This window comes from Flavivirga eckloniae (assembly GCF_002886045.1).
Lineage (GTDB): Bacteria > Bacteroidota > Bacteroidia > Flavobacteriales > Flavobacteriaceae > Flavivirga > Flavivirga eckloniae.
Window position 1 is genome coordinate 1589597 of the sequence record NZ_CP025791.1, and the last position, 21039, is coordinate 1610635.

Below are 21039 nucleotides of genomic sequence, written 5' to 3' on the forward strand. Positions count from 1 at the left end.
CTAGATGAATTTTAACAATCAACTTGTTATAGCAATAGATTTCGATGGAACTATTGTTGAAGATGCATATCCTAAAATAGGAAAGCCTATGTTGTTTGCTTTTGAAACTTTAAAAAAGCTACAAGATGATGGGCATCGACTTATTTTATGGACTTACAGATCTGGTACAAGGCTAAATGAAGCCGTTGCATTCTGTAAAGATAATGGCATCTCGTTCTATGCTATAAACAACAGTTTTCCAGAAGAAGAATATACCAGCGATATAAGTAGAAAAATTAACGCCGATATTTTTATCGATGATAGAAATATCGGCGGTTTTTTAGGATGGGGTGAAATATATCAAACACTCACCAATACAAACCCTCCCGAAATTAAAAAGAAGAAAGGCTTCTTTGGTTTTCTTAAATAATTTGAGTTCGATTAATCTACAAGTGAATTCAACCGGTTTTCAAAATAAGATACCCCTAAATTAATTCGTAATACGTCTTATCAATAAACTCTCTATGGTCGGGATGTGCGATATTCACCAATGCCTTAACTCTTTCTTTTATAGTTTTGCCGTATAAGTTGGCAATTCCATACTCCGTAACAATATAATGCACATGGGCTCTAGTAGTAACAATACCCGCTCCAGACTTTAAAGATGGCACAATACGGCTTATTCCTTTTTTTGTAACCGAGGGCAATGCAATAATTGCTTTGCCTCCTTCACTTAAAGAAGCTCCTCTAATATAATCCATTTGTCCACCTACACCCGAGTACATTTTTGCCCCAATAGAATCTGCACAAACCTGACCTGTTACATCTACTTCTATAGCGGAATTAATGGCAACCATTCGAGGATTCTGTTTAATAATAGAAACATCGTTCACATAATCCGATTCGCGCATTTCTACAAACGGATTATCATCAACGTAATCATACAGTCGTTTAGACCCAATTAAAAATGTAGACAATGCTCGTCCTGGACTTACGCCTTTATAATTTCCGTTAATAACATCTTTTAAAATTAAATCGATAACACCATCAGAAAACATTTCCGTATGCAATCCCAAATCCTTATGATTCTTTAAACGTGATAATACGGCATTAGGAATGGTTCCAATCCCCATTTGTAATGTACTTTTGTCTTCAATTAAACCGGCGATATAATCCCCTATTTTATTTTCAATAGGTGATGGTTCCCCTAATGTGTGGGACGGTATTGCTTCATTACACTCAACAAACAAATCTATTTCGGTAATATGAATAATACCATCTCCATGGGTTCTAGGCATTTGCTCGTTTACCTGAGCTACTACAATTTTAGCATTATCGATAGCCGCTAAGGTGGCTTCTACCGAAACCCCCAATGAGCAATATCCATGTTTGTCTGGAACAGATACATGAATTAATGCGACATCTAATGGTAAAATATTCCTTTTAAATAATAATGGCAATTCACTCAAAAAAACAGGTGTGTAAGATCCGTTACCTTCTGTTAATGTATGACGCACATTATTTCCAATAAAAAACGAGTTTACGTGAAAGCTATCTCTAAGTTCAGGGTTAGCATAACCAGCTACCCCCTCAACATGTAAATGACAAACTTCTACGTTTCTTAGCTCTTCGTGACGCTCTGTCATGGCTTTCATTAACAACTGCGGAGCTGCAGCAGCTGCTTGAATATATACCCTGTTGTTGCTTTTAATTACTTTAACAGCGTCTTCTGCACTAACAATTTTATACATCTTATTGAATTTTGTCCAATAAATGTATTCATTTACAACCTCTTAAAAAATGTCAAAAGTCATATTTAGCACAAAAATATTAATACTTAATTTTGAGTATCTTTGCCATTATTTTTTTAAGCATGATTGTAGTAAAAACAAAAGAAGAAATTGAATTAATGCGTCAAAGTGCATTAATAGTATCGAAAACACTTGGTATGCTTGCCAAAGAAGTTAAGGAAGGTGTTACCACCATGCAACTTGACAAGCTCGCCGAAGAATTTATAAGAGATCAAGGTGCTTTGCCTGGTTTTTTAGGATTGTACGACTGTCCGTCAACATTACTTTGCAGTGTAAACGATGCCGTAGTACACGGTCTACCAACGCAGACACCTTTAAAGGATGGTGACATCGTTTCTATTGATTGCGGCGCATTGATGAACGAGTTTTACGGAGATCATGCCTACACTTTCGAAATTGGTGAAGTAGATCCAGAAACCAAAAAACTTATACAAGTTACTAAAGAGTCTCTTTATATTGGTATTAGGGAATTTAAACTTAACAATCGTGTTGGAGATGTTGGTTTTGCGATACAACAACATTGTGAATCTCATGGTTATGGAGTCGTTCGTGAATTAGTTGGCCATGGATTAGGCAAAAAAATGCATGAAGATCCGGAAATGCCAAATTATGGGCGTCGTGGTCGCGGTAAGAAGTTTGTTGAAGGTATGGTAGTGGCTATTGAACCCATGATAAATGGTGGCACCCATAAAGTGAGACAATTAAAAGATGGATGGACTATCGTAACTCAGGACGGCAAACCTAGTGTTCATTTTGAACATGACGTGGCTCTTGTAGATGGAAAACCCGAAATACTATCCACATTTGCATATGTACATGAAGCTTTGGGTATTGTGAGTAACGAAGAAGATGAGTTTAGGCAAAAGGCTTTAGTCTTATAGGTTGTTTCGCAGAGTTACACTAAGTTTTTCACTGAGATACGCAGAGAAATATTAATGGATAACAATAATCTAACTAAAAAAATTATCGGAGCAGCTATTGAAGTGCATCGAATTTTAGGTCCAGGATTGTTAGAATCTGCATATCAGGAATGTTTGCTTTTTGAGCTGAAAAACCTTGGCTTAAACGTTATTAAAGAAAAGACACTTCCTATAACATATAAAGACATAAAACTAGATCATGGTTATAGAATCGACTTATTAGTCGAAAACAAAATTGTAATAGAACTCAAAACTGTAGAAGCTTTTACCGACGTTCATTTTGCTCAGATATTAACCTATATGAAATTAGGAAATTATCCGTTAGGGTTATTAATAAATTTTCATACCAAACTTTTAAAAAACGGAATTAAACGATTTATAAATACACCTCAGTGAATCTCTGCGAATTCCCTGTGCAACTTTGTGAAACTTTGTGAAGAAAATCTTTAAATTAATACTCAACACCATACCCAGACCTTTACTAATTAGGTTAAGTTATTTGGTGCGTCCCATTTTAGCATTCCTTTTAAGAGGTAATACTTATACCGATCCTATAGATGGCAAAAGCTTTAAAAGTTTTTTGCCCTATGGTTACGGTACACAACGCAACAATGTACTCTCCCCTTCTACGCTTTCTTTAGAGCGTCATAGATTGCTATGGTTATATTTAAAAAACGAAACCGATTTCTTCCAACCTGAAACAAGTTCATCATTAAAAGTACTGCACTTTGCCCCGGAGCAAGCCTTTTATAAGCGTTTTAGAAAGATGAAAAATCTTGAATATGTTACTACCGATTTAAATTCTCCGTTGGCCGATGTAAAAGCAGATATTTGCAATCTACCATTTAAAAACGATGAGTTTGATGTTATTCTCTGCAATCACGTATTAGAACATATTCCAGACGACACAAAGGCCATGCAAGAACTGTATCGTGTTTTGAAAGTTGGTGGTATGGGTGTTTTTCAAATTCCTCAGGACTTAACGAGAGAAAAGACATTTGAAGACGATTCTATAACAGATAAGAAAGAGCGTGCTAAAATCTTTGGACAATATGACCATGTACGTGTTTATGGTCGTGATTATTTCGATAAGCTCCGTAATATTGGCTTTAAAGTTGAAGAAGTTGATTATACTTCGACACTTTCTAGTGAAGATGTAACTAAATACTGTTTAGCTCAAGGTGAAATTATTCCGGTGGTTTACAAATAAGTTTATAGAAATTAATAAATTATGACTCAACAAATCATTATAGTAACTGCTGCTGTGTTCGGTATGCTATCTGTAATTTTTGGGGCCTTTGGTGCCCATACTCTTAAAAAAGTTTTATCGGCAGAACAACTAAAAAGTTTTGAAACGGGCATAAAATATCAAATGTACCATGCCATTGTTTTACTTGTACTAGGGTTTAATTTCAAAATGATAACCCCTGCTATTTACTGGTGCTTTACTATAGGTATCCTTTTATTTTCTTTTAGTATCTACGGATTGGTTTTATCTGATTCTAAAGGAAAAAAGCTTCGGTTTTTAGGTCCTGTTACTCCTATAGGAGGCTTGCTTTTAGCTACAGGCTGGTTTTTATTACTTATTAACTTTTGGTAGCTCATCTTAAAAATGGAACTATCCAGGAAATCCGTTTAAAGCTAAAGTTTCCAACTCCTTATTTTCATTCTCAAAAATTAGAAATACTTTAAGCTCCGGATGCGATTCTAAAAACGCTTTCACTTTTTCAATACCCATAGTTTTAAAAGCCGTAGAATATGCATCGGCTGTCATACAATCTTTCGCAATTACAGAAATACTCAATAAATTCGTCTTGCTGGGATAACCTGTTTTGGTATCAATAATATGGGCATACCGGTTTCCGTTTTTATCTATTTTAAATTTTCTGTACGTCCCTGAAGTTGCCATAGCTTCATTGGTTAAAACAAGTGTTCTAGAAAGAGATTGAGTACCATCAAAATTAGGTTTTTCAACACCTACTGTCCACCCCTTGTTCTTTTCAACATTAATGCCTTTGGCGTTAAGTTCCCCACCAATATTGACGATATAGTTTTTAATGTTTTTGGAATCTAGGAACTTTGCAATAACATCTACGCCGTAACCTTTGGCTATGGCATTAAAATCGATGAATGTTCCCTCTGGTTTTGTAATACTATCATGCAATCTGTTAATTTTATTAAAACCTACCGTAAGCATCAAGCTATCTATTTTTAAACTATCTAAATTCACAACCTTGCCTTCCGGTCCAAAATCCCAGGCATTTACAACTGCACCAATGGTAGGATCGAAAGCCCCTTTGGTTTCTTTATAAATAATTTTTGAAGCCTCATATACCTTTTTAAAATGTTCATCAATTTTAACAGCTTCATTTCTGTTTAATTTGGATATATCTGAATTTGCCTGATAGGTAGACATTGATTTATTAATGACGTAAAACAGACTATCGAATTGTTTTTCATAATTAACATCAGAACTGTATGTTGCCTCATAGAATGTTCCAAAAACAGACCCCGATAGTTTAGTATTTTTTAAACCCAGACGATCTGTATTTTTAACTTCTTTACAGGAAATAAATGCGAATACCAGAAATACCGAAACTATAATTGAAACATAATTAATGGTCTTAACCAGTCGTTTTTGCATCTTATTCTCAATTAAAATTTGTTTCTAAAACTTGTATGCCATTATACTCCAAGAGATACTCATTATCTAAATAAATAGGTCCCTTTTCACCATTTACATTTCCCAATCCAACACCTGCATACAAAACTTTAGCATTCTTTTCCCGAGCATGCTTTTTAAACGACTCCATCCAAACAACATCATAGTTATTCGGGTTATCGGGTAAAATAACAACTCTTACAATTACAAAATAATACTGCTTTTTTTTGTCTATACAAACAAACTGCGGATGCTTTTTAAGCTTACTATTTACAGCTATAAATTCAAAACCTCGCTTTTCTAAATCTTTTCCAACATGGTTCATAGCCAAATTGTGCAATTCTTGCTCAGTAAGTGGTTTACTCATGGTACAAAATTAATATTATTATTCTGCTTAAACCAGAATTAAAATGTTTAGCCTTAGAAAGACTGTTAAAAATAAGTATTTAAAAAAATTAACCCCTTTTCTATTAGGTATTACTAACAAAATAATTACAATAAATGTATTTATTTTTGTTTTTTCATACCCTTATACTTTTCTTGTTTTCATTAAAAATATTAAAATTTTTATGTTTTTTAATGCTTTTTCGTATGTAAATTCAACTTTATTATAAGATTAACCAACAAAAAAATAACATTTTGTCGATTTTTTATGCTTTTCATCTATTTGATTCAAAAAAAAAATTATATTTGGTTCGTTATTAACAATAATAAATTAGGTCAATTATATCAACTTTAATTTATAATCAAAAAATTAATAACAAACTAACAAACCCAAAGTTAGAATAAGCGCAAGTTTATTCTTAAAAATTTAACCATGTAAGCCTAAAATTGCCTATTATTTTAAGTTTACAACAATACTTTAAGTTATGAATAAAACAGTACTAAAAACTTTAATGCTTTTTTGCTTAGTCATTGTTTCTTGCAAGACTAATGTACAAGAAGACACTATTGTTACCAAGTGTGAACTGTTCACAATTGGAAACTACAAATTCTACAATCCAAGAGTTTACGAGCATCCCGTAATCTTTAAAAAAGGAAGCCACGAGTTATTACATAGCGAATATACTCCTGCATGGTACCCTGGTTATTGTGCCGATAATTTACCTTCTTATTTTAAAACAAAAGAAGAGTTCTTAAAACATGTACATTCTAATCAAATTAAAAAATTAAGTGCTCCTTACTTTGAAGAGTTTTACAATAAAAACAAGGATAATGACAAAGGAAGACCTGGTATCTTTCATGAAGGTTACCACTTATTATTTAGAGGTACCGTTAGTGTAAAGAATGCAAAATCTGGAAACGAGTACCTTTTAGTTGCTGGTAAGAGTTATATTGAAAACGAAGAAGACTTTGATAAAAACACCGATTTTTATGAAAGTAAAGTTAAAAACATGTTCGCATTTATGTTAGAAGATGGTGTTTACAAATCTGTAGATCCAAATCTTGTATTTGGAACTTTCACAAAAGAACAACACGATCAAGTATACGACATTTTAAATGTTAAAACATTAGTTTACGCTTCTTGTTTTGAAAATGTAAATACTTTAAGAAAACCAAACTTCGATAGAACATCATTACCTGGTTGGGTTTATAACAAATCTGATCTAGACGATTAATTTCCTCTTGTACTGGTATTGTACTAATATTGTACAATGAGGTTAATCCTGACTTAAAATATATATATAGGCGCCAAAGTCAGACTGCAGCGATAAAAAAACAAAAGCTTTACTAATTATAGTAAAGCTTTTGTTTTTTATTACACTATCATATCACTATTTAAATCGAACAAATTTAGAACTGCCGAATGTATAATTTGAAACAGGAATCCTAACACCCTTTTTAAGTTGATACCATGGCGAAATATTCGAATGCTCTAAATTCTTAACTAAATGAACGCTTTGAGCCGGTGTATTTCCTTGAAATAACAAATACAATTTTTCTCCTTTACTATTTTCAACTTCATCGCAAATCATAACAATATGGCCGGGAGAACCTCCTTTAATTAACATATCCCCAATTTTAAGGGCCTTAGCATTTTCTATTTTAGGTAATTCATTGTACAACGAAAGCGTTCCAGAATACATATAGATTAAATTTAAGTACTTATAAAAGTTTTCTTTTGAGTGATTTTCTGAAGCCGTTTTTAGAAAGGTTACTTGGTTCCCTTTTATTTTTGGTCTGTAACCTTCTGCATATTTTTTCCAGGAACAATAGTGTCCGCTAGTAAAATTAAATCCAATATCATCTTTTCTGTTATTATCCCACAGGTATTCACTTCTAACCCTAATTAATGCATCGGCGCATTGTTGCAAACCATTCTTTGGTACCGGTATATCCAATACCCCAATATGCCCCAGTTGCCAATAATACTCGGAGTCGTCGTAATTAATTATTTTAGTTCCAAATGCTTTTAGTTTATAATTGCGTAAATAATCTTGAAAAGATCCTTTCGCGTAATCGACACGCTTATAACCTTTAGGAACATTAACTCTGGATTTAATAGTAAGGCTATCCTTATTTAATAAGTTTAAGGGTTCTAAAGCAGCAGTCAAACTTTTAGCTGTGTTTTTTACTGGTTTTATTTGAAACATCATAAAACCAGCAATTGTTAGAATTAAAGTTAAAATGAGAAATTTTCGCATAATCGTTTAACGTCAAGGTTGCAATAATTAGTACATTAACTCAACATTTTCTAAAAAACACCTTAAAAAAACGTGAGTTCGACGTAACCATAATGTTATTATACTGAATGCCAGTGATGTAATTCAAGTGTCGGGTTGAGCCTTTCGACTCCGCTCAAGACAGGCTAAAGTCGAAACCTATTTAAAATTATAGGTTTTAATGACCTTTCGACTTTAGTTTATGCTGAGCATAGCCGAAGTACTCAAGGTGACAAGTAACATTTTTAGTGTATTTATCGTTAAAATTAGACTGCTTTTAAATCGAACTCACCTTAAAAAAAGGATTATTCTTTCGCTTACTTTATTGCTTTTAAACAAAACTCTGCTATTAGTAAAACTTTAAAATAGTTAAACAATAAATAAAATTATGTAACTTTATAACTAAGCATTAGAAGTGTTTTCGCTGATGGCTTGCTTGAAGTCAAAAAAGTTATTTGTGAAACCTACATTCTTCTTATCCGTTAATTCATTATAAAAACGCAGCGTATGGAAACTTCAAAACGTTTAGAACAAGCCTTAAAAAAACTATACACAGCATTTCATAATAATGAATTGAATCCCGAGTGCTGTAAGCAATGTGCTGTTGGTAATATTTTAGATAATACCGATAGTTGGAAGCACCTTTCGGAATATCATGGGGCATTAAAACTAAACTATGTTGGAAAAGTACATCAAAGCTTTGGTCGGAAATTTAATGGTTATTCTCCTTTAGAATTACTACAAATTGAAGCTGTTTTTTTAAAAGCCTGTGGTTATGAACTTCCATTACATCATAAAAACAAAAAACCTAAAAACCCTACGAATAAAGATATTCTGTTTAGCGGTCTTAGCGAAACAGTTAGGTTTTTGTGTGATTTAGATGGTATTCCTAATGTTATGGCTTACACAAAACTGTTTGAGTTTGAAGAAAATGAAAAGCCAAAATATGAGTTTAGTGTTACCGATTAAAAACCTTAATACATATACTTTAAACAAAAAACCCAACATTAAAATGTTGGGTTTTGCGTATGTATTTTAAAAGACTTTTATCCACCAAAGTCATCAAATCTAATATGTTCATCTGGGATACCAAAATCTTCTCCCATTTTTTGAACCGCCTTATTCATTAATGGTGGTCCACAGAAATATAATTCGATATCTTCAGGAGCTTCATGCTTGCTTAAATAATTATCTATTACACAATTATGTATAAAGCCTACAAAACCATCTCCTGGTGCATCTATATCTTCTTTTACTTTCCAGTTATCTTCTTCTAATGGCTCAGATAAAGCTAAGAAGAATTTAAAATTAGGAAATTCCTTTTCTAAAGCGTAAAAATGCTCTAAGTAAAACAACTCACGCTTAGATCGACCTCCATACCAGTAAGTCACTTTTCTTCCTGTTCTTAATGTTTTAAATAAGTGGTATAAGTGCGAACGCATTGGTGCCATACCTGCACCACCTCCTACGTAAAGCATTTCACTTTCAGACTCATTAATAAAGAACTCACCGTAAGGTCCCGAGATTATTACTTTATCTCCTGGCTTTTGAGCGAATATATAAGATGACGCAACCCCTGGGTTAACATCCATCCATCCGTTTTTAGCGCGATCCCATGGTGGCGTAGCAATACGTACATTTAACATGATCTCACGTCCTTCAGCTGGAAAAGAAGCCATAGAATAAGCTCTTTCAACTGTTTCTGTATTTTTCATTACTAATGGCCAAAGATTGAATTTATCCCATTCATCTTTAAACTTATCTGGAGTCTCATGCTCTTCAGGGTGTGCCGTAATATCGATATCGGAATATTTAATTTCACATTCTGGTATTTCAATTTGAATATACCCTCCTGCTTTATATCCCATATCTTCTGGAATCTCAACAACAAACTCTTTAATAAAAGAGGCTACGTTATAGTTACGTACTACAGTTGCTTCCCATTTTTTAATACCAAACACTTCTTCCGGAATGGTAATATTCATATCCTGCTTAACTTTAACCTGACAGGCTAAACGCGCACCATGTTGTAATTCTTTACGAGTAAAATGTGGTGTTTCAGTAGGAAGTGCTTCTCCTCCTCCTTCTAAAACATGGCATTCACATTGAATGCATGTTCCACCACCACCACATGCAGATGGTAAAAATATTTTTTCATTACCTAAAGTCGTTAATAAGCTATCTCCTGAGGCAACTTCAACTTCTCTTTCTCCATTTATGGTAATTTTTACCGGACCAGATGGTGATAATTTTTGTTTTACAAATAATAGTAACCCGACTAAAGCTAGTGTTAATACCAAAAAAGCCGCTACAGTTGCTAAAATTGTTCCTAATGTACTTGCTGCTAATATCATGTTATTCTACTACTTTTATTGTGTTATCAGCGATATCTTTACTAATCTCCTCTTCTTCTGCCTCCTCTTCAATCAATGCTGTTTTTTCTTCTGCTTTAGGTTCTTCATCGCCTCCAGTTAACATACCTCCAAAACTCATAAATCCGATAGCCATTAAACCTGTAATGATAAAAGTAATTCCTAAACCTCTTAATGCTGGAGGCACATTTGAATATCTTATCTTCTCACGAATAGCTGCAATCGCTAAAATAGCTAAGAACCATCCAATACCAGAGCCCAATCCGTAAACCGTAGCCAAACCAATAGTTGGAATCTCACGAGATTGCATAAATAACGAACCTCCTAAAATGGCACAGTTTACAGCAATAAGCGGTAAAAATATACCTAATGAGTTATATAACGATGGCGAGAACTTCTCTACTACAATTTCTACTAATTGTACCATGGTTGCAATAGTTGCAATAAACATAATGAAGGATAAGAAACTTAAATCGTAAGATGCATATTCTTCTCCTAACCATTTTGCTAAAGCTCCTGGCTGCAATATGTACTGATCTAATAACCAGTTTAACGGCACAGTTACTAATAGTACGAATATAACCGCAGCTCCAAGTCCAACCGCCGTACTTACTTTTTTAGATACTGCCAGGTAAGAACACATTCCAAGGAATGTAGCAAATACCATGTTATCTATAAATATTGATTTGAAAAATAATTCTATATATTCCATTTTTTCTAGTATTCAGTGTTCAGTATTCAGTGCCCAGTGTTCAGTCTTTCAGTACTGCTAACTGCGACTGTTTACTGCCTACTAATTTTAGTCTTCAATTAATGCCTTGTTTCTAGTACGTTGTACCCAGATTATAATTCCCACTACAATTAAAGCCATTGGCGCTAATAACATAAATCCGTTATTCTCGTAACCAATTGCATATAATCCCGTTTTATTAATAGGGTCTCCTAAAACTTTAAATCCTAATAAAGTTCCAGAACCTAGTAATTCTCTAAAAAATCCAACGATGATTAGGATAATACCATAACCAAGTGCGTTACCAACACCATCAAGGAACGATTTCCATGGGCCGTTACCTAAAGCAAAAGCTTCAAAACGTCCCATAATAATACAGTTAGTAATAATCAATCCAATAAAAGCCCCTAACTCTTTACTCAACTGGTATGAGAATGCTTTTAAAACTTGATCTACAATAATTACTAAAGAAGCTACTACTGTTAACTGTACAATAATTCTAATCTTAGATGGGATAATATTTCTTATCAAGGAAATAACCACGTTACCAAGACCTAATACGAATATTACCGAAATGGTCATTACGATAGATGCCTTTAACTGAGCCGTAATCGCTAGGGCCGAACATATACCAAGTACCTGAATAGTAATTGGGTTATCATCTGCTAAAGGATCTAATATTAACTTTCTGTCTTTTTTTGATAATAGTCCCATAGGTTAGTTTTTTAAAGTTTTAAAATAAGGCACGTATAATTTCAATTCAGATTTAATCATAGCTGCAACACCGTCGCCAGTAATAGTAGCTCCGGCAATAGCATCAACCTCATTATCTGTTTTATCTTTATTTAATGGATCTCCATTACTTTTAGAAATAGCGATTCCGGCAAAATTACCCGAAGCATCTAAAAGATGTTCTCCAATAAAGTCGTCCATAAAGTAACGCTCTTTAATATTGGCCCCAAGACCAGCGGTTTCACCTTTATGATCGAAGTATGCTCCTTGTACCACCATTTTTTCATTCATCGCAACATACCCCCAAACGGCATCCCAAAGTCCCTTACCTCTAATTGGTGCTACATAATATGTTTTACCATCTTTCTCTCCAACAAATAAAGGCAAACGTCTTTCTTTTCCTTCTTTAGCTTGAGCTTGCTCTTTCTTTACATCGATTAAGTAAGCTTGGGCATCCTCTTCAACATTAGTTTTATTTGTTATTACCAATTGCTTCGTAATGTACTTTTTAAACTCTGCTCCTACTACCTTATCTGCAATGAAAATGGCACTACTTTCGTCATTTTCGTTAACTCCCATAGCGTAAAGGATGTTCTGTTGCTTTTCAATACGCTTGTTCTCATCAATAGTTGGTTTTAACGTTTGAGCAACAAAGGCTAAAAGCGCCCCTACTACAACTACCATTCCGATAGCAAATAGTAATGTATATACGTTAGAATCTGTTTTATTACTCATGACTTAAGCAGTTTTAGCTTTTAAACGTTTCATTCTTTTCTTAACATTTCCTTGTATCACATAGTGATCGATAGTTGGTGCAAATACGTTCATTAGTAATATTGCTAACATGACACCTTCTGGGTAAGCAGGATTAAATACGCGAATCATAATAGATATAAACCCTATTAAAAAACCGTAAACCCACTTTCCTTTATTGGTTTGAGAAGCTGTAACTGGATCGGTAGCCATAAATACCACACCAAAAGCAAAACCTCCAATTAACAGGTGGTGCCACCATACAGTACTCATTAATCCGTAAAACTTACTACTTTCTGTAATCACTCCTGCATCTACAATCCAGTTAAAGATGAATCCCATGGCTATGGCTCCTAACACAGAAGACAGCATGATTCTCCAACTTCCTATTTTTGCAAAGATTAAGAACAATCCTCCTAATAGGATTAATAAGGTTGATGTTTCTCCTATAGATCCTGGAATAAACCCAAAGAACATATCCATAACTTCATAACCAGCTTCATTGCCTTGTGCTAGACTTCCTAATATGGTTTCTCCTGAAATTGCATCAAGCTTAGCACCTGCTGCTATTTCACCTGCTCTTTCCACAGCACCTTCAACCCATACTTTATCTCCAGACATCCAAGTTGGATATGCAAAGAATAAAAAGGCTCTAATAGTAAGTGCCGGGTTTAGGATATTCATTCCTGTTCCTCCAAATACTTCTTTACCAATAACTACACCAAATACAACGGCTACGGCCAGCATCCATAATGGTATATCTATTGGTACAATAAGAGGTACTAACATACCTGTTACCAAGTACCCTTCTTCTACTTCGTGTCCTTTTATAATGGCAAATATGAATTCAATTCCTAAACCAACTCCATAAGACACAATAACTAATGGTAATATTTTCCAAAAACCAATAAAGAAATTGCTCATCGTCCAAAACTCTGAACTAAAGAAACTTCCGGCTACTGCCTGAACTTCTCCTATTTGTAAATTATGTTGGTAACCGGCATTAAACATCCCGAATATTAAACATGGTACCATGGCCATAATAACGGTGTTCATGGTACGTTTTAAATCATCGGCTGCTTTTATATGAGTTCCACCATGAGTGGTCTCGTTAGGTAAGTATAAAAACGTGTGGATAGCTGAAAACGCAGGTAACCACTTTTTGTCTTTGTTCTTTTCCTTAAAATTATGTAATTTATCTTTTAAACCCATTATCCTATCTCTTTAAGCATTAAGTCTAAACCTTCTCTTATTATTTTTTGATGTGGTTGTTTAGAAACACAAACAAATTCTGTTAATGCAAAATCTTCAGGAGCCACTTCATACATTCCCAAGGCTTCCATTTCATCTAGATCTTTATACATACATGCTTTTAAAATCTGCATAGGATAAATATCTAAAGGAAATACCTCTTCGTAAGTTCCTGTAGTTACAAAAGCACGATGTTCACCATTGGTATTGGTATTTAAATCGTATTCTTTCTTAGGGTTTAGCCAAGAAAAAGTAAGTGCTCTTGATGTAGATAATTTTTTGAAAATAGGTTTTGTCCATCCAAAAAACTCATAATCATCACCTTCAGGAATTATAGAAATCACATTGCTGTAATAATCTAAGAAACCATCTGGCTGTATTTGCTTTCCGCTTAAAACATTTCCAGAAATAATACGATCGTTACTGTCTCTTGCAACCCCTTTATCGTAAATCATGGTAGCTACTTCGCTTCCTATTTTAGTAACGAAATATCTTGGTTTTTCAACCGAAGAGCCTACCATAGCAACAACACGCTCGGCATTGAACTTTCCTGTTAATAGTAATTCACCTATAATAACTAAATCCTGAGGGGTAACCGTCCAAACAAATTCGCCCTTACTGATAGGATCTATTTTGTTTATATGGGTTCCAACATTCCCCGATGGATGAGGACCGGAAACCTTGTGTAATGTTACGCCAGTTAAGCCTTCTAATGGAGAAATTCCATTTTCGCCAACAGATACATGCACTTTGCCTTCGATTAGTTTACTTAAGGCTGTTACTGCTGCTTGTAGTTCAGATTCTTTTCCTTTTAAAGTAAAATCCAAATCGGCTGCCAATGGCGCACTTGCATAACCAGAGATAAAAATAGCCTTAGGAGCCTTATCTGGATTTGCAATAACATCGTATGGACGCTGTTTTATAAACGGCCAACAACCTGATGCTAATAAATGTGATTTAACAGCATCGGGATTTGCAGCATTTAAATCAAACTTACCATTATCTTGATAGGTCTGCTCTTTATCTGCTTGGATTTTAATTGCTAGAATTTTGCGTTTTTCACCACGAGCAATTTCTATAACTTCGCCAGAAACTGGAGAAGCAAACTTTACAGCTTCGTTAGACTTATCGTAAAATACAGCTTCACCTGCTTTTACTTTAGTACCAACTTTAGAAATTAATTTAGGTATAACGCCGTGGAAATCTTCAGGTCTCAAAGTATAAAAGTTGCTTAAAATTGCCTTTTCAGAGGTTTTTTCAGCTTCACCTTTAAGTTTAATGTCTAGACCTTTTTTAATGCGAATGTCGTTTGACATATTTTTTTTATTGAAATTAGTTGTCTAAAAATCGGTGCAAAAGTACAAATTTTAAATACAGTTATCATAATAAATCGAATAGAAATTTACCGCCTTTCGACGAAGTTTAATCTTAGGCATAAAAATTGTTTTATATTTACAAAAATTGTCTTACAATGTCAGTAAAATCACCCTTATTTTTAACCCTACTTTTATGCTTTAATTTGATGTTTGGTCAAGTGGAAGAAGTTAACCCACCCGATTATATTAAAACCATCAATTTTAAAGGCAATACACCAGAAACCCAACTGCCAATTTTAAGACTTGGCGAATATGTAGTTTTAGAATTTGACGCCTTAAATGGCGATGAAGAAGATTACTACTACAAGGTCGAACATTTTAATCATGACTGGACACCTTCTATTCTGGTGAAATCTGAATACATGGACGGTTTTGACAACCAACGTATTAGAAATTACGAAAACTCGTTCAATACCTATCAGATTTATTCCCACTACAGACTCACCATTCCTAATGCTCAAACCAGACGCTTAAAAATATCGGGAAATTATATGCTTTCTATTTATAATAGTTACGACGAATTGGTTTTTTCAAGAAAATTCATGATTTATGAAAACACAGCCAATGTTGGTGTTAGCGTTAAGCGGTCTCGTGACATAGAATTTATTGAGGAAAAACAACGTATCGCGATTATTATTGATTCCAAAACCATGCAATTCAATAATCCCTCACGAAATGTAAAGGCTGTTATAGTGCAAAACAACAACTTAAAAACTGCCATCTATAATATAAAACCACAATTCACCATTGGTAATCAATTAATTTATAAATATGATACAGAAACCAGCTTTTGGGGTGGTAATGAATATTTATTTTTCGAAAACAAAGATGTTCGGGCTTCCAACACAGGCATACAAAGTATAGACTTACAAGATTTATATCACAATTATTTATTTACAAATTTTGAGAGAGCTACAAGACCGTACACCTACAACCCAGATATTAATGGTAATTACGTTATTTTAAATATGGATGCAGAAAACCCAAGCATTGAAGCAGATTATGTTTGGATGCATTTCTCTTTACTACCACCAACAGAAGATTTAAAAAATAGAGATATTCATGTTTACGGGAACTTTAACAATTATACTATTGACGAAAGCACTAAAATGACTTTTGATGAATCTCGTAACATTTACACCAATTCCATGTTACTAAAACAAGGTTTTTACAACTATAAGTATATTGTTGCTGATGGTAACAAGGGCATTGACGAAGGTTTTATTAGTGGTAACTTCTACCAAACAGAAAACAATTATAAAGTTATTGTGTATTATAGAGATTTAGGTGCACGATACGATAAAATTATTGGTCTTGGAGAAGGAAGTTCGATTAATATTTCGAATTAAATGTGCTTTTTATCTGTTTTTTTAACCAAAGACACTAAAAATTACAACTAACCACTTAATATTTATTATTTTAGCACCCAGCAAACACTTTGCACAAGTAAGTATTGTATGGTTCAACAAATTACAAAAGGTATAAAGATATCGGTGGTTACCACCTTTGAAGGCTCGTTTTATAAGAATTATAAAATGCAGTATGCTTTTGGATATACAATAACTATTGAAAATCAAAGTAAGGATTCTGTACAACTTAATGCACGCCACTGGGAAATTTTAGATGCATTAAATAATGTTGAAACTGTTTCTGGCGAAGGTGTTATTGGTAAAAAACCAGTATTGAAGCCCGGTGAATCACATACGTATTCTTCCGGATGTTTGCTAACGTCTCCTTTTGGTGCTATGCAAGGCCATTACAGCATGGTAAACTTTACTACTACTAAAAAGTTTAAAGTAACCATACCTACCTTTAGCTTAAGTGCTCCTTTTGCTATTAATTAAAAAAACAATAAATCATATCATTATTGAAGAGAGAAGTACGACCATTACAATCTCTTGATTTTTTAATGCAACTATAAATAATACATTCTTACGTCGCGCTTATAGCGTTATTCAGAATAACGAAAACATTAAAGCCTGCGTTCACATTCAAACCTAAAAATCTTCTCGTTTTGTTTTACATGAAAAAATTTACAATTTGAATAGTGAACAAATTCAAAATCTTCATGATACTTAAACGATGTATCTTCAATTATAAATGTTTCATGAATATCAACATTTCCATAAGGTGAGATCCTTCTAAAAATATATTCTAAAATATTATCTGTTGCATGCAACTCAAACCACGCACCTGCAGCTATACCAGATAGCCATTGCGCTTTTTCGTGTAAACCGTCAACCGGTCTAGGTTTTAATGTACCAATAAAAGAAGGTTCATGCTCGTTTAACCTATCTAAAAAACATCGTATGTTTTCACTTTTTTGCGAGCCTGTAAATCCCGAAATAACTCCGGTCTCAGAAACTTCAAAAACCTGTTTTTCAGTATTTGCCAAAAGTACATTACCAACGGTACTAGGTGTAAACCATTTGGAGTTTTCCAACTTCCTTTTAAGCTCTATATTGGTTACAGAAGCTATTAAAGTATCGGTTACAAAACGAGCACAATTACACGCATCTTTTTTAAAAGCTGCGTAATAGATAAATTCCTTTTTTTGCATTCCTGTAATGTGCGTTCTAGCTCTTTTGTAATTAACTGAACTACAAACTGAGGCTACCAACTTGCCTTCACCATGCGTTAATTTAGGATGGGTTCCTAAAAATTCTAAAATTTCGCTTAAGTTTTTAATCGTATCATTTTCAATGACTGCTTTTATTGGGAAATCCAATTCATTATCGGTATCCTTACCTCTCACTCTTCCATTTGGCTCCGGAGTAATATAACGTCCGAAATCATGATACTCTAAAATACCCGTTTTTTTATCGATCAATACCAAAGCAGCATGGCCAGCCCTCACATAATCTTTTTTACCAACACCAAGAAATCTTAAATACGGTGAGTACCATTCTTCAGAAACCATAACAATAGTATCTGGATATGCCAATGTTAAAATAATACCTGTATTACCCATTTACAACTTGTGGAAAATTGAACGTTTTAGTTGTAATTGTTTTATTTTGAAGATTTTCATGGTACATACTCACAACATCTGTTTCTTTTACTACTTGTGTAATACTGGTTGTTTTAACAAAATACCGATCCATTATAACACCAAAGTCTTCATTGTTTCCTCCAGCCGTTTTATGAAACTTTAGCACAGAGGCTTCATCTAATTCATTTTCATTTTTAAAAGACTCAAACCAATTTAACCGTTCTTTTTTCATTGCTTCTGAATACAATGTTGAAGAAGACCAAATTTTTGGCTCATTAGGCAATTTACTAAAATATTTGTCTTCACCATTCCAAACTAATTCATAAAATTTCAAACCAGTGTTCCAATCTATAATAACTATAGTAAATGGTTCTATATCTTTCAAGTTATAAGCTTCAATCGTGGTTTCTATAACATTGGCAACCATAAAGTCTTTAGCAACCACTCCTCTACTCTTCCTGTAACTTGGTTTACGCTCATGCAGTCCAAATCCTCCGTTTAACACACAAACCACTCTGTTTTTTTCACTCAAACCAATCCACGTGCCACCAGATAGCTTATCTTTAGGAAATAACGTCTTAACACCATCAATCGTATAAAAATCTGGTTCTAAAGACACCCTATTGGGCGCTTCATCCCTATTGGACGTTAAAACAAATCCATTATTAGGCTTGGGTATAATAGTTACTGTACACATAAAACTTGTAGTCTAAATACGGTTAGGCAACTTACAAAAAATAAATAAATTTTAACTTGTTTTTAAACCTTAGCAACGACGGCAATCATTAAAATATTCGTAAATTTGCACCGCATTTAATGAAAAATCAATAATATAAAATCAAAAAATCATGGGAAAAGGCTTTTTTAATGTGCCAATAGCTGTAAACGAACCTGTTAAAAGTTATGCTCCTGGATCTCCGGAAAGAGAAGCTGTACTAAAAACGTACAAAGAAATGTTCAACAGTAAAATTGACGTTCCATTATATATAAACGGAAAGAACATAGAAACAGGAAATACCAGAACTATGTCGCCTCCACACGACCACAAACATATTGTTGGTACTTACCATCTAGCCGAGAAATCTCATATCGATGAAGCTATTTCTACCGCTTTAGAAGCAAGAAAAGAATGGTCTCAAATGCCATGGGAACAACGTGCCGGCATTTTCTTAAAGGCCGCTGAGTTAATCGCGGGGCCATACAGAGCAAAAATAAACGCCGCTACCATGATTGCGCAATCAAAAACAATTCATCAAGCAGAAATTGACGCTGCTTGTGAATTTATAGATTTTTTACGTTTCAATGTACAGTTTATGACTGACATTTATATGGAGCAACCAGAAAGTACAAGTGATGCCTGGAATAGAATTGAGTACAGACCTCTTGAAGGATTTACTTATGCGGTAACGCCTTTTAACTTTACAGCTATTGCAGGGAACTTACCAGCTTGTATGGCATTAATGGGTAATGTTGTGGTTTGGAAACCTAGTGATAGTCAAGTATATTCAGCTAAAGTGATTATGGATGTTTTTGAAGAAGCTGGTGTACCTCCGGGAGTTATTAATGTCGTTTTTGGGGATCCGGTAATGATAACCAATACCGTTATGGCAAGTCCAGATTTTTCTGGTTTACACTTTACGGGTTCTACATTCATATTTAAGGAACTTTGGAAGCAAATAGGAAATAACATCCACAACTATAAAACATACCCAAGAATTGTTGGAGAAACTGGTGGCAAGGATTTTATTGTTGCTCATAAATCAGCAAATGCAAAACAAGTGGCTACCGCTATTGTACGTGGTGCTTTCGAATTTCAAGGACAAAAATGTAGTGCGGCCTCAAGAGCTTATATTCCAAAAAGCTTATGGAGTGATGTAAAAAGCATGGTTATTGAAGATTTAAAATCTATTAAAATGGGTTCTCCGGAAGACATGAATAACTTTGTAACTGCTGTGATTCATGAAGGCTCTTTCGATAAGCTAGCCAAATATATTGACCAAGCAAAAGCTGACAGCAATGCAGATATTATTGCTGGTGGAAATTACGACAAAAGCAAAGGGTATTTTATAGAACCTACTGTTATAGTTACTAAAGACCCTAAATACACCACCATGTGTACGGAATTATTCGGTCCTGTAATCACTATTTATGTATATGAAGATGAGGCTTACGCAGACACTTTAAAATTAGTAGATGAAACCAGTGAATATGCTTTAACTGGAGCTATATTATCTAAAGATAGATATGCGGTGACTCAAGCTACCGAAGCTTTACAAAATGCAGCTGGAAATTTCTATATTAACGATAAACCAACTGGCGCTGTGGTAGGTCAACAACCTTTTGGTGGTGCCAGAGCTTCTGGAACTAATGATAAAGCAGGAAGTGCTCAAAACTTATTACGTTGGGTATCTCCTAGAATGATCAAGGAAACTTTTGTGACTCCTGTTGATTACCGCTATCCGTTTTTAGGAGAATAAGTCCTATTTATACAGGATTTTCATAATAAAAACCTATTACATATAAAGAGGCTGTCTTAAAATTAAGACAGCCTTTTTTGTATTATATTATTAAAGCAATCTAAGCAAGTAGGGAACTTTTTCATCTAAAGTAAGAAAAGTAAATACTACGGAACTCATACTTAATCAATGAACAATATATACACGTAAAAAGATATATATATCTCCCAACTTGAAGTATCAAAAGTATAATTTCATCAAACTAACAAAAAGTATAATAATTATACCCAATGTAGAAATGGATGATATTGCTACCACTTTTAAGTTTGAGTTAGAAGTACA

At 34.0% G+C, this 21039-nt stretch carries 22 protein-coding genes; 10 read left to right on the plus strand and 12 right to left on the minus strand.

The features are described 5' to 3' along the window. The first annotated feature begins 4 nt into the window (after positions 1 to 4). Entirely contained in the window at positions 5 to 409 is a 405-nt protein-coding gene (locus tag C1H87_RS06705; RefSeq protein ID WP_102755069.1) for a BT0820 family HAD-type phosphatase, read from the plus strand. Positions 410 to 464: 55 nt separating this feature from the next. On the opposite strand, the gene C1H87_RS06710 is transcribed toward C1H87_RS06705, so the two are convergent. Further along, the gene (locus C1H87_RS06710) at positions 465 to 1730 is read right to left on the minus strand and encodes an acetyl-CoA hydrolase/transferase family protein (protein WP_102755070.1); all 1266 of its coding nucleotides are present in this window, start codon (positions 1728 to 1730) and stop codon (positions 465 to 467) included. Positions 1731 to 1852: 122 nt separating this feature from the next. On the opposite strand from C1H87_RS06710, the gene map reads away from it, so the two are divergent. Genes map through C1H87_RS06730 form a run of 4 tightly spaced genes read left to right on the plus strand, consistent with a single transcriptional unit; the run spans position 1853 to position 4310 of the window. Then, positions 1853 to 2671 (plus strand): type I methionyl aminopeptidase, encoded by an 819-nt coding sequence (gene map / locus C1H87_RS06715; RefSeq protein ID WP_102755071.1) that lies wholly within the window; start codon positions 1853 to 1855, stop codon positions 2669 to 2671. A gap of 54 nt (positions 2672 to 2725) precedes the next feature. After that, positions 2726 to 3106, plus strand: coding sequence for a GxxExxY protein (locus tag C1H87_RS06720; RefSeq protein ID WP_102755072.1), 381 nt, complete (start codon positions 2726 to 2728; stop codon positions 3104 to 3106). 37 nt (positions 3107 to 3143) lie between these two features. Continuing rightward, positions 3144 to 3920: a class I SAM-dependent methyltransferase gene (locus C1H87_RS06725; protein WP_102755073.1), complete on the plus strand. Its 777-nt coding sequence runs from the start codon at positions 3144 to 3146 to the stop codon at positions 3918 to 3920. Positions 3921 to 3941: 21 nt separating this feature from the next. Beyond that, positions 3942 to 4310 carry a DUF423 domain-containing protein gene (locus C1H87_RS06730; RefSeq protein WP_102755074.1) on the plus strand — a complete coding sequence of 123 codons (369 nt, stop codon included), beginning with the start codon at positions 3942 to 3944 and terminating at the stop codon, positions 4308 to 4310. Positions 4311 to 4328: 18 nt separating this feature from the next. On the opposite strand, the gene C1H87_RS06735 is transcribed toward C1H87_RS06730, so the two are convergent. Together C1H87_RS06735 and C1H87_RS06740 are read right to left on the minus strand one after the other, a co-directional pair. Then, entirely contained in the window at positions 4329 to 5354 is a 1026-nt protein-coding gene (locus tag C1H87_RS06735; protein ID WP_102755075.1) for an FAD:protein FMN transferase, read from the minus strand. A 7-nt stretch (positions 5355 to 5361) separates the two neighbouring features. Beyond that, a complete protein-coding gene (locus C1H87_RS06740; RefSeq protein ID WP_102755076.1) occupies positions 5362 to 5739 on the minus strand; it encodes a Na(+)-translocating NADH-quinone reductase subunit F in 378 nt (125 codons plus the stop codon). A gap of 502 nt (positions 5740 to 6241) precedes the next feature. Here C1H87_RS06740 and C1H87_RS06750 point away from each other — a divergent pair. Then, complete coding sequence (locus tag C1H87_RS06750) at positions 6242 to 6991, plus strand: hypothetical protein (RefSeq protein ID WP_102755078.1); 750 nt, start codon at positions 6242 to 6244, stop codon at positions 6989 to 6991. Positions 6992 to 7147: 156 nt separating this feature from the next. Here C1H87_RS06750 and C1H87_RS06755 read toward each other — a convergent pair whose 3' ends face one another. After that, positions 7148 to 8017 carry a DUF4846 domain-containing protein gene (locus C1H87_RS06755; RefSeq protein WP_102755079.1) on the minus strand — a complete coding sequence of 290 codons (870 nt, stop codon included), beginning with the start codon at positions 8015 to 8017 and terminating at the stop codon, positions 7148 to 7150. Positions 8018 to 8542: 525 nt separating this feature from the next. On the opposite strand from C1H87_RS06755, the gene C1H87_RS06760 reads away from it, so the two are divergent. After that, on the plus strand, positions 8543 to 9004 hold the full coding sequence (locus tag C1H87_RS06760) for a Na(+)-translocating NADH-quinone reductase subunit F (RefSeq protein ID WP_102755080.1): 462 nt from the start codon (positions 8543 to 8545) through the stop codon (positions 9002 to 9004). A gap of 77 nt (positions 9005 to 9081) precedes the next feature. Here C1H87_RS06760 and nqrF read toward each other — a convergent pair whose 3' ends face one another. The 6 genes from nqrF to C1H87_RS06790 all read right to left on the minus strand — a co-directional run bounded on the left by nqrF (position 9082) and on the right by C1H87_RS06790 (position 15189). Further along, positions 9082 to 10389 carry an NADH:ubiquinone reductase (Na(+)-transporting) subunit F gene (gene nqrF, locus C1H87_RS06765; RefSeq protein ID WP_102755081.1) on the minus strand — a complete coding sequence of 436 codons (1308 nt, stop codon included), beginning with the start codon at positions 10387 to 10389 and terminating at the stop codon, positions 9082 to 9084. Between the two features lies 1 nt (position 10390). Further along, entirely contained in the window at positions 10391 to 11119 is a 729-nt protein-coding gene (gene nqrE, locus C1H87_RS06770) for an NADH:ubiquinone reductase (Na(+)-transporting) subunit E (RefSeq protein ID WP_102755082.1), read from the minus strand. Positions 11120 to 11206: 87 nt separating this feature from the next. Beyond that, positions 11207 to 11851: an NADH:ubiquinone reductase (Na(+)-transporting) subunit D gene (locus C1H87_RS06775; protein ID WP_102755083.1), complete on the minus strand. Its 645-nt coding sequence runs from the start codon at positions 11849 to 11851 to the stop codon at positions 11207 to 11209. 3 nt (positions 11852 to 11854) lie between these two features. After that, positions 11855 to 12604 (minus strand): Na(+)-translocating NADH-quinone reductase subunit C, encoded by a 750-nt coding sequence (locus C1H87_RS06780; RefSeq protein WP_102755084.1) that lies wholly within the window; start codon positions 12602 to 12604, stop codon positions 11855 to 11857. 3 nt (positions 12605 to 12607) lie between these two features. Next, positions 12608 to 13834 carry an NADH:ubiquinone reductase (Na(+)-transporting) subunit B gene (locus C1H87_RS06785; RefSeq protein WP_102755085.1) on the minus strand — a complete coding sequence of 409 codons (1227 nt, stop codon included), beginning with the start codon at positions 13832 to 13834 and terminating at the stop codon, positions 12608 to 12610. Beyond that, on the minus strand, positions 13834 to 15189 hold the full coding sequence (locus tag C1H87_RS06790) for a Na(+)-translocating NADH-quinone reductase subunit A (protein WP_102755086.1): 1356 nt from the start codon (positions 15187 to 15189) through the stop codon (positions 13834 to 13836). The genes C1H87_RS06785 and C1H87_RS06790 overlap by 1 nt, the downstream gene beginning before the upstream one ends. A 155-nt stretch (positions 15190 to 15344) precedes the next feature. Between C1H87_RS06790 and C1H87_RS06795 the strand changes: the two genes are divergently transcribed. Together C1H87_RS06795 and apaG are read left to right on the plus strand one after the other, a co-directional pair. Continuing rightward, positions 15345 to 16598 carry a type IX secretion system plug protein gene (locus C1H87_RS06795; protein ID WP_102755087.1) on the plus strand — a complete coding sequence of 418 codons (1254 nt, stop codon included), beginning with the start codon at positions 15345 to 15347 and terminating at the stop codon, positions 16596 to 16598. A 108-nt stretch (positions 16599 to 16706) separates the two neighbouring features. Beyond that, entirely contained in the window at positions 16707 to 17093 is a 387-nt protein-coding gene (gene apaG / locus C1H87_RS06800) for a Co2+/Mg2+ efflux protein ApaG (protein WP_102755088.1), read from the plus strand. 128 nt (positions 17094 to 17221) lie between these two features. Here apaG and C1H87_RS06805 read toward each other — a convergent pair whose 3' ends face one another. Beyond that, positions 17222 to 18220 carry a DUF6695 family protein gene (locus C1H87_RS06805; protein WP_102755089.1) on the minus strand — a complete coding sequence of 333 codons (999 nt, stop codon included), beginning with the start codon at positions 18218 to 18220 and terminating at the stop codon, positions 17222 to 17224. Next, the gene (locus C1H87_RS06810; protein ID WP_102755090.1) at positions 18213 to 18938 is read right to left on the minus strand and encodes an NRDE family protein; all 726 of its coding nucleotides are present in this window, start codon (positions 18936 to 18938) and stop codon (positions 18213 to 18215) included. Before C1H87_RS06810 ends, C1H87_RS06805 begins: the two co-directional genes overlap by 8 nt. Positions 18939 to 19089: 151 nt before the next feature. On the opposite strand from C1H87_RS06810, the gene pruA reads away from it, so the two are divergent. Then, positions 19090 to 20718 carry an L-glutamate gamma-semialdehyde dehydrogenase gene (pruA, locus tag C1H87_RS06815; protein WP_102755091.1) on the plus strand — a complete coding sequence of 543 codons (1629 nt, stop codon included), beginning with the start codon at positions 19090 to 19092 and terminating at the stop codon, positions 20716 to 20718. Positions 20719 to 21039: the final 321 nt, after the last annotated feature.